This is a genomic window from Okeania sp., assembly GCF_983059655.1.
The window spans coordinates 1-10066 of sequence record NZ_CEZPJD010000247.1 but is presented as its reverse complement, the minus strand read 5'-3'; the positions used below and the strand labels follow the sequence as shown (position 1 = coordinate 10066).

The following is a 10066-nucleotide window of genomic DNA, read 5'->3' as shown; positions in this document are numbered from 1 at the left end:
GAAAGCTAGGGTTAAACTTAAGCCAACTGTGTAGGGGCACTTTGACTTGTCCCCATAGAGTATATCTTTGGTCAGCGCTCGAAGAAACGTAGCAACACGGATTACCGGTGTTGCGTAGTATCTACTTAGAATCCCCGTGACTTACCTCCGGGGAGTAGTCAATATTTTTCCTACTGTTCCCTATTCCCTGTACCCTATTCCCTATTCCCTTCTATGACAGAAACAAAAACCAAACAAACTGAAGCACAAATAAATTCTGATTTAGCAATAGTTGCTAGAGATGTTCAAAAGTGGTACAGCAATAATTTTCACGTCCTCCGTGGAGTCAGTCTCACAGTAAAACGTGGAGAAGTAGTAGTAATTATGGGGCCAAGTGGCTCAGGTAAATCCACTTTTATCCGTACTTTTAATGCTTTAGAAGAATATCAAAAAGGTAGCATTATTATTGATGAAATCAGTTTATCCCACGACTTGAAAAATATTGAGGCTATTAGGCAAGAAGTGGGAATGGTATTTCAGCAGTTTAATTTATTTCCCCATCTTACAGTTTTGCAAAATGTTACCTTAGCACCAATATGGGTACGGAGATGGCCAAAAATCAAAGCAGAAGAAGTGGCAATGCAACTTTTGGAAAGAGTGGGTATTTTGGAGCAAGCCAAAAAATTTCCCGGTCAACTTTCTGGAGGTCAGCAGCAAAGGGTGGCGATCGCCCGTGCTTTAGCTATGCAGCCAAAAATTATGTTGTTTGATGAACCTACTTCTGCGTTGGACCCAGAAATGGTGCGAGAAGTTTTGGATGTAATGCGAAATTTGGCAGATTCGGGAATGACTATGGTGGTTGTGACTCACGAAGTAGGGTTTGCCAGGGAGGTGGCAGACCGGATCGTGTTAATGGCTGATGGGTTATTGGTAGAGGAGGCGACCCCAGAAGAATTTTTTCAAAACCCGAAGGAAGAGCGCACGCGCCAGTTTTTGTCACAGATTTTGTAGCTTTCAAAAAGCTGGAGTTGAGAAAATATGCCTTTGAGTACTCTCGCCTTCAGAAATACAGAAGAAATTGAATAAATTTGATTTACTCATCAATTTCATTTTCTGAAGCTCAAAAAAATTAGGGTTGTATCTCAGAAAAAATCGTGATAATCTTATAAAAGATTGATATATTGGGATGCACTCGCCCCTACACATGACTTTTTATTCAACCAAAAAACAGAGCAAAAAGCAAATATCAATGAATTGCACTGTCAAACTCAGATAAAAAAATCTTCTTCCATCTTCATTTTCTGAAGCTCAAAAAAATTAGGGTTGTGTCTCAGAAAAAATCGTGATAATCTTATAAAAGATTGATATATTGGGATGCACTCGCCCCTACACATGACTTTTTATTCAACCAAAAAACAGAGCAAAAAGCAAATATCAATGAATTGCACTGTCAAACTCAGATAACGCCAGATTTTCCTTCTTCCTTCTTCCCTCTTCCTTACTTCCCTTAATGCTGAAACAACAATCAAAACAAATAAGAATAGTATTAGTAGAGCCAGCCGGACCACTAAATGTTGGTTCTGTAGCCCGGATTATGAAAAATATGGGCTTCCATCACTTAGTCTTAGTTAATCCTCAATGCGACCCCCATGGACTAGAAGCCAGAAAAATGGCAGTTCATGCCCCAGAAATCTTAGAAACAGCCACCATAGTTCAAACATTACCTGAAGCACTAAAAGGATGTCAAAGAGCGATCGCCACAACATCCCTAGACCGTTCATTACCCACCCAGCTAGAAAACCCTCGACATTCCCTACCTTGGCTATTAGGATATCCAGCAGCCTTAATATTTGGAAGAGAAGACAGAGGCTTAACTAATGTAGAATTAAATTATGCCCAAAGATTTGTCCGTATTCCATCCGATGATATCTATCCTTCACTAAATCTAGCTCAAGCAGTAGCTATCTGTTGTTATGAGCTATATCATTTGCAAACTATAGCACTGAGCGAGCAACAAAATCAGGATAGTCCACCCACCCCCGCTCCTAACTTAGAAGCTCCTATAGATTTAATCGAGGCATATTATCAGGATCTAGAAAAGCTGCTTCTGAAAATAGGTTATCTTTATCCCCATACAGCATCTAGCAGGATGGAAAAAATTCGTCGTCTATTCAACCGCGCTTATCCATCTACTGAGGAAGTGGCAATGTTACGCGGAATGATTAGGCAAACGAATTGGGCACTTTCTAGTCATTGTGAAAATGATAGTTAATCTATTATTTATGGGTATTCTGATAAAATCAGGACTTACCTAATCAATGGCTGAATAGAAATATTTGAGAGCCAAGTTAAGGATGGTTGTGAAAATCTTCTAGATTTATCTGTAAGGTGTTTTTTTGTCTAGAATAGGCAAAATATAGTTACGACTTGCGCTAAAGTAAAGTAATAAATAATTTATCTAAATCATAGATTATTGAGTAAAGTTAATATTTGATTAAGTTAGCTTTCTAGTACTAACAAATCTAACTCAATATTAATAATGTCACAACCTGTGAAAAATCAAATAATTATCTGTATTTTATCTTGGTACTAAGTTTTTTTGCTTGATATATTAGTTATGTGACTTTTAACTTTTGTGAAATGGGATAAATTAATATACCTCTTACAAAACTGAAAGTCCAGCAAATTTTTATCCAGAAATAGTCAATTTATGTTGCTTTTGATTTATTTCTGTTAGATAAATAAAAAAATTATAGTTGTAAATTAAGGTGTTTGGAGTGGTTCAGAGATTTCCTAGTCCATCAATTCTTTCAGTAGTATCATCCCCTACTAGTCCAGACTCTCAATCGAAGCAATCTAGTAGTAGACAGAATCATCGTGTGCAACCTCAGCTACCCCCAAAAAGAAGGCGCAATGTAGCTAAATTTCCTCTGCCACCCTCTGAGGAACCTCATTTAAGGCCAGTCACCCCAAAAAAGAAATTTGTTTCATCTAGAGCGCTAAAAACAGAAATTCCTAAATTTCAATCTCACAGAGCTAAACGTAGCCGAAGAGACGAACTGGCTAGATTAAGATCCATCGCAGAACAACAACCCAAACCATCTACTCGACCTCAAAAACGGCCAGAAAAAGCCCAATCTTTTATTTCTCAGCCACCACTGCAACAAAAGTCCTCACCCACAAGTCGTAAACGCTCTTTGTATTCTTCTGTAGTGTTGTACGCAACTAGGATGTTAATTTTGGGTATGGGAATAGCCGTAATTAGTGGAACACTGTTATCAATGTTGAAGCCTGGGAGTAGTTCTAGTCTCCTTTCTCAAGCAGCAGATGTAGAACCAAATCAAGAATGGAAATCTCCATCCATTGTACCTTTAGCAGTACAACAAACTAGAGAAATTACAGCTTTGAAAACAGAGCTAGATACAGTCATCGCAGAATATCCAACACTCACACCAGGAATATTTTTGATTGATGTTGATAGTGGTGCTTATCTAGATATTAATGGAAATCTTGCTATTGCAGCAGCTAGTACGATTAAGGTCCCAATATTAGTAGCTTTTTTTCAAGCTGTGGATCAAGGCCGCATCAAGCTAGATGATATATTGACAATGGAGGAATCTCATGTAGCTGAGGGTTCCGGAGATATGCAGTTTCGCAGACCTGGTACTAAATATACGGCTTTGCAAACAGCGACAAAAATGATCGTAATTAGCGATAATACAGCGACCAATATGTTGATTGAAGCACTTGGTGGAGCTGAAGTTTTAAATCAGTTGTTTCAGAGTTGGGGCTTGAAGAATACTATTATTAATGACTCCTTACCAGACTTATCTGGTACTAATACAACAACTCCCAAGGATTTGATTAATTTAATTTCACAGGTAAATCAAGGTGGGTTGGTATCTCTAAAGTCTCGCGATCGCTTGTTTAGAATTATGGAGAGGACGAAAAATGATTCATTGTTACCTCGGGGTATAGGTAGAGGAACTATTATTGCTCATAAAACAGGCAACCTGAAGTCTGTATTAGCAGATGTGGGTATGATTGATTTGCTCAATGGCAAGCGCTATCTATTAGCTGTACTGGTGAAGCGCCCAGATGAGGAACAAACTGCCAGAAACTTGATTCGTGAAGTATCTAAAAAAACTTATCAATATCTTGAATCTTCAGAGCAGTAGTTGTTTGTTATCTGGGTGAGTCATTTCAATTATCAGTTATCAGGCACGCCTCCTCCGGAGGAACTGCGGACTTCAGTACTTCTGACTGTTTGCGCAGCATTCCGCACCGAAAGTAAAGTGAATTGAAATATTGGACTTGATTTTTTTTCATCCCCTTGAAAGGGGAGGCTTGAGACTTGATTTTTTGGTCAGTAAAAATAAGTCTTCTATAAGTTGCTATATTTAGCAAATTAATATTATGGAATTATTTGGGAAATTTAGTATAAAAATCAAGTATAACACTGTGAATACAGGTTAGATTATTTTACCATTTTCTCTCTTTGTGTATGTTCCCTTTCCACTCAAGTAACTTGTCGTAAGAATTGGAATAGTACCATATACCTTAGTCAAGGCTAATTTGACATTGATTAACTATTTTTAAGAGTAGCCTAAAATTATTGACCAAGCAAAATTAAAATGCTAAACTACGGATATAATAATAAGGCCAAAGTTTAAGTAGATAGCCAAAAAGAGGTTCTTAGAAAAAATCGATAGTGCAGAAGATAAGTAGTTAAAGCTAATTAATAATTGAAAAAACTCAAGGAGTGTTATGGAAAAATGGAAAACATGATGGAATATCGGAAGTTAGATCCAGGCTTAGTAAATGTCCTGAATAAAATGCCTACATCACATAAACAGCCAGTTGAAGTGTTTGTTCGCACAACGGAAGTACCAAGTCAAAAAGAAGCGAGTTTCTTAAAAGAGCTAGGGGTTAGAGGGCTAAATCATCAGCGGTGTACTTTTACAGCTAGGCTTTCAGCAGAAGCAGTTACAGAATTATCTCATCAGCCTTGGGTACATAACCTCAAGTTAGCAAGAAAGATGCGTTTGGCTTGAGTTGGTATCAATATTCAATTCAATACTAAGTTTTTCTATTTAATTTTTTGGCGATCGCTAATTTTCAGGCGTTGCTGAAATGTAATGGTAAGTAGCTGAAGGTAAGATTGAAAAACTTATGTTTTGCGTTGATACTTAATCTAAAAATCATTACCATTCAGCAACGCCAATTTTCAAGAACATTAAAGATAGAGCGATCGCTGTTTTTATCGATTAGTTATTATATCTGTTTAAATCTTTGTAATCAATTCAGAACTGCTAAATTAATATAGAATCCAGTTATACAGTATATGTTTATAATTCTGTCCACACTTCAATATTTAATCTTCCCCTGGCAGAGGTACTGATAACTGATAACTGATAACTGATAACTGAAATAACTCCTGACTCCTAAATTACTATGATAATTAATTATCCAGATACTATATAAGAAGGTATGCGCTCAAAATCAAAGAAAAATGACTCAGAATGCTTATAGATTCTACCTGAAGATTCAACAAGTTGAAAAAGTATGCCTATTTGAACTTGCCTGGGGTAGGGGGCAACAATTAAGTGTGACTCTTCCTTATCCTGAAAATCTTACCATATTTTATCAAGATTGGCAAACAAAATATCTGAGTTTTTATCATAGAGCCTTACGAGGAAGAGTAGTAAGTACAGGAACAATAGTCAGACAAGTTGATTGGGAGCAAAAATTGGTGCAAGCAGAAGCAAAACTTCTGTGTGAATTTCATCGTTGGCTACGACACGAAAAACTATTTGAAATTAGAGCAATAATTGCTCAAGCAGCCAAACAAAAAACAGAAAACTTATTACCATCGCAGCACAATACTCATGTACCTACTATTGACATATTTCTAACTTGTAACTCCCAAGACTTATGTCGTTTACCCTGGGAAGTATGGGAAATTACAGAATTTGCTGCATCCAGTAAAATTAGAATAGTCCGCCAACCTATCAATATCCACAAACCAGTCAATTATCCATCCAAACCCTATCGAGGTAAAGCTAGGGTATTAGCAATACTGGGGGATGATACAGGTTTAAATTTCCAGGTAGATAGAGAAGCAGTAAAATCACTTTCGCCAATAGCAGAAGTAGAGTTTGTAGGTTGGCAACCTCATGAAAGTCAAGCAGAGCTAAAAGAAAAAATTGTCAAAGCAATAAAAGACGAACGTGGATGGGATATCTTATTTTTCGCAGGACACAGTAATGAAAATCTGCATACAGGAGGAGAACTAGCGATCGCTCCTGGCACATCTCTATCCATGATCGAAATTGCTCAATCATTAACTATAGCTAAACAGAGAGGTTTACAATTTGCCATATTCAACTCCTGTAGTGGTTTAAGCATCGCCAACACCTTGATCGACTTAGGTTTAAGTCAAGTTGCCGTCATGCGGGAGCCTATTCATAACCAAGTCGCCCAAGAATTCTTAGTGAGATTTCTACAAAGTCTAGCCGAATACAAAGATGTTCACGAATCATTATTATCAGCGTGTCAATTTTTAAAGCTAGAGAAAAATCTCACCTATCCTAGTACATATTTAATACCATCTTTGTTTTGCCACCCGGATGCCCCACTATTTCGTCTGCAACCATCTAGAATAAAAGACAAATTCAAACGGTGGTTACCTAGCAAACAAGAAGCGATGACACTCAGTGCATTAATTTTATGCAGTTGGCAATTATCAACTCAAAGCTTTTTAATTGAAAAGCGAGTATTAGTGCAAGCCATGTATCGGCAATTTACCAATCAACCCGATAGCAAAAATTCGCCTCCCGTGCTATTTGTTGAAATTGACGAAGAGTCTATCAAAAAAGCCAAAATATCCGATCCTAGACCTATGGATCGTAGCTACATAGCTAAAATTATTACTCAACTTACAGCTATCAATGCTAAAATCATTGGTGTTGACTATCTATTTGATCGCCATCAACCAAAAAACGACCTAAAATTAGCTCGAACTCTGCGTTCATCCATAAAAAAACAAAATACTTGGTTTGTTTTAGCAACATCTCGTAATCAAGCCGGGGGTTGGTTTGAACCTTTACCAGAGGTAGCATCCCCAAATTGGCAACTACAGGGAGATACTTTTGTTGTCGGTTATGACAGTTACGTTACCCATTTTACATTACTGCCAAGGCAATATTCTAGCAAGAGACCATTACCCTTTGCTTACTGGCTAGCAATTTCTCACTGGTTAAACTTTGAACAATCTGGAGAGCTGCTTCAACCCCAGATTAATTCCTCAGATAATTGGGTATCTCAAGTCAAAAATCATATTAATCAGACCACAGGTGAACATGGATTTTTGGATTTATTTTCCAATTCATCTCGCTTACAACCTTTAACTAAATTTTCCTATAAATTAGGGCAAATGTGGATGCACCCAATTATAGACTTTTCTGTTCCCCCAGAAGCAGTTTTTCAACGTTTACCTGCTTGGCAACTTTTGGAGAGTAATGACTCCCCATTATTACCACTAACTACATTAGAAAAACGTCCATCAATAGTAATTATTGCTGCTGGATATAAAGATGCAGGATTAGTTGCTCCAGGAGGAGACAGTTTTCCTTTACCTGCTGCCGTTGGTTACTGGCGCTCTCAAGATCCTCTAAACCCAAGTAAGGTATTCACTGGAGGTGAAATTCATGCTTATATGGTTCATCATTTGCTCAATCAAAGATTAGTTATACCTATTCCTAATTTATGGTTAATTTTATTAGCTGCTTTGTTAGGAAAAGGAACAGTATTAGTGTTAGGAAATAGTACTCAAGCTCAAAAACAAGAAATGATTCTGTTATTGTTTTTATTGACTCTAATTTCTGCACTTGCTAGCCTACAAATTTATATTTCAGCAGCAATTTTGTTACCTTGGTTGTTACCTAGTCTAACATTTTGGATTTATATCTTTTTATATTTGATTAAACGCAAGTCAAGTTATTAAAATTGAGGTAAGCATTTCCTGCGGACTGCTGCGCAAACAGCTATTAGCTGTCAGTTATCAACAACAAGACTCTATCTTTAAGGACAGTGTTTAAATTAACAACCTCACAGGGTGAAAATGGCCTCAAAAACATTACTAACAATGGTTTAAAGGATTAAAGTAACTCTTGAAAATTACGCTCAATAGTGAAAATAATAATTATTATTAGTAGGGGTTGTAGTTAAGCGATATAGCTGCCGCTAGGCTCCGCCAACGCTCAACTACAACAGCATATCAAGTTGATTTATCTTTCAATTTAAGGCCACTAACAAAATTTATATCAGCCCATTAAAACTTTTTTTTTAGTTATTAAATAAACTGTGAACTCTTGAAAGTACAAACACTTAATCTAATAGCATAGATATGGCTTTTAATACTCTTTGATAATCGGGCTTTTTCTGCGGTGATAGATTCATCAGACCTTGGACAAGATCGACTAAATATTCCCAAGCGATCGCCCACAATTCACCATAAATACCTACCCAAAAATTGCTATGCCTTCTATCTTTTCGACCAGGATCTTTCAATGGACAAATTTATTTTTGATAACCGGATTTTTTGATTATTTTACCTTTCCAATAAGCTGCTAAATTAAATTGGGCAAATCCTTGTTTTTGAGTAATATTAATATTACTCAAAAAGATTTTAGTTCCTGGAGATATCGGTAAACTACTCAGTTTTTGATAATTTTTGCCTGGTTTTCTATAGTAAGTATTCATTTTTTGTCTGAAAAAAAAATAAATTTTTTGAGGTGATTTTCGATGTTTCAACCAGTGAGATAACTCTGGACCATGGAATTCCCTGTCTCCAATAATTACTAATTCATATTTATTTCGTAAACGTAAAACAGGTTTAATAAGTGCTTTCTGCTCTCCTACATTATTACTACCTTTCTTGTCTAAAATTTGCCAATAAATAGGTAAGGCACGTTTTTTGTAGATTACACCTATAACAAAAATATTCTGAGTTTTCCCCTATCGTTCTATCAATAGTTATAATTAACCGATTGCCATGAGAAAATTCTTGATTAATAATTTGCTTGATAATAGGGAACCAATCACATTGGTAGACTTAAAGAATATAATGCTAAAAATCGTTGAATGTGACGGCGACGACTTTCATATTTAATAGGTAAAGGAAAACAAGCTGCTAACCTTTCTATTTTGACAGTTAAATGGAGCAGTAATTAACCAAACTAAAATTTTTAAAGTTTGAAGTTGAGTATTGGTCAAAGATTGTTTAAAATATGACTCATACAATGAAAAAATTTGCATTTGGGTCGGTCTTTATATGTCAATGCTTTTAGATTAGATCGGTAAGCCCTAGTTAGACTACTTGATAAATATTAGGAGAAAAAAAATGCTTCGTTCAATATGTTTAGCATTGTTTGTTTTTTTATATTCTTGTTTGCCTTTATCGGGAACAGTTTCAACTTCTAATGAGTTATCGGAAATAGTTTCAAATTCTCATGAGTCATCTGACTCAGATGTTTTATTTTCAACTGGTTTATGGCCAGGGGAAGGTCTCCCACGTTTTAAGTCAAAAGTTAATCTCCAACCATTGGAGAAACCTAACTCAAACTCTCAACCTGTAATAGGACTAGAAATAAAAGAGGGAACTATCCTCAATTTCACCGAAACTCAATACCAAACTATCGCTTCAGGCCCTGTCACGATCGCACAAACCCAGGAATTGATAGTAAATAACTATGGAAATATTAAATACCTTTCCAGAGATGCTTATTATTCATCGGGAAAACAGACCAACCTCACTCTTCAAAAAGGAAATCAAATTAATGTATTACAATACCGAGCGGAGGGTGAAATGTTCTTTGAATACCAAAGTAATATTTATGCAGGTGAGTGTCCAGAATGTTCCGGTGCCTTCTATCAAACTGCCTGGTGGGTCAAGGTGAGTCTATCATCAAAGAGTGGTTGGGTACTAATTAATGAAAACACAGTGGAATTTTTAGAACGTCAATTTTAATTTCATCCTGACTAATAGACATCTCCAAAAATTAAAAATAAAATCAATTCTTATCCA

At 36.3% G+C, this 10066-nt stretch carries 8 protein-coding genes; 6 read left to right on the top strand and 2 right to left on the bottom strand.

Features of this window, described 5'->3' with window-relative positions; genetic code table 11:
• Positions 1 to 213 precede the first annotated feature (213 nt).
• The 5 genes from AC3DU7_RS15310 to AC3DU7_RS15290 all read left to right on the top strand — a co-directional run bounded on the left by AC3DU7_RS15310 (position 214) and on the right by AC3DU7_RS15290 (position 7984).
• Positions 214 to 990 carry an amino acid ABC transporter ATP-binding protein gene (locus AC3DU7_RS15310; RefSeq protein WP_488040192.1) on the top strand — a complete coding sequence of 259 codons (777 nt, stop codon included), beginning with the start codon at positions 214 to 216 and terminating at the stop codon, positions 988 to 990.
• Positions 991 to 1489: 499 nt separating this feature from the next.
• The gene (locus AC3DU7_RS15305) at positions 1490 to 2251 is read left to right on the top strand and encodes an RNA methyltransferase (RefSeq protein ID WP_488040191.1); all 762 of its coding nucleotides are present in this window, start codon (positions 1490 to 1492) and stop codon (positions 2249 to 2251) included.
• A 505-nt stretch (positions 2252 to 2756) separates the two neighbouring features.
• A complete protein-coding gene (locus AC3DU7_RS15300; RefSeq protein ID WP_488040190.1) occupies positions 2757 to 4157 on the top strand; it encodes a serine hydrolase in 1401 nt (466 codons plus the stop codon).
• Between the two features lie 597 nt (positions 4158 to 4754).
• Positions 4755 to 5033 carry a hypothetical protein gene (locus AC3DU7_RS15295; RefSeq protein WP_488040189.1) on the top strand — a complete coding sequence of 93 codons (279 nt, stop codon included), beginning with the start codon at positions 4755 to 4757 and terminating at the stop codon, positions 5031 to 5033.
• Between the two features lie 458 nt (positions 5034 to 5491).
• Positions 5492 to 7984, top strand: a complete 2493-nt coding sequence (locus tag AC3DU7_RS15290; RefSeq protein WP_488040188.1) for a CHASE2 domain-containing protein — start codon at positions 5492 to 5494, stop codon at positions 7982 to 7984.
• Between the two features lie 383 nt (positions 7985 to 8367).
• Here AC3DU7_RS15290 and AC3DU7_RS15285 read toward each other — a convergent pair whose 3' ends face one another.
• Together AC3DU7_RS15285 and AC3DU7_RS15280 are read right to left on the bottom strand one after the other, a co-directional pair.
• Positions 8368 to 8550, bottom strand: coding sequence for a hypothetical protein (locus AC3DU7_RS15285; RefSeq protein WP_488040187.1), 183 nt, complete (start codon positions 8548 to 8550; stop codon positions 8368 to 8370).
• Between the two features lie 9 nt (positions 8551 to 8559).
• Complete coding sequence (locus AC3DU7_RS15280) at positions 8560 to 8742, bottom strand: hypothetical protein (protein ID WP_488040186.1); 183 nt, start codon at positions 8740 to 8742, stop codon at positions 8560 to 8562.
• 640 nt (positions 8743 to 9382) lie between these two features.
• Between AC3DU7_RS15280 and AC3DU7_RS15275 the strand changes: the two genes are divergently transcribed.
• Positions 9383 to 10009, top strand: coding sequence for a hypothetical protein (locus AC3DU7_RS15275; RefSeq protein WP_488040185.1), 627 nt, complete (start codon positions 9383 to 9385; stop codon positions 10007 to 10009).
• Positions 10010 to 10066 lie beyond the last annotated feature (57 nt).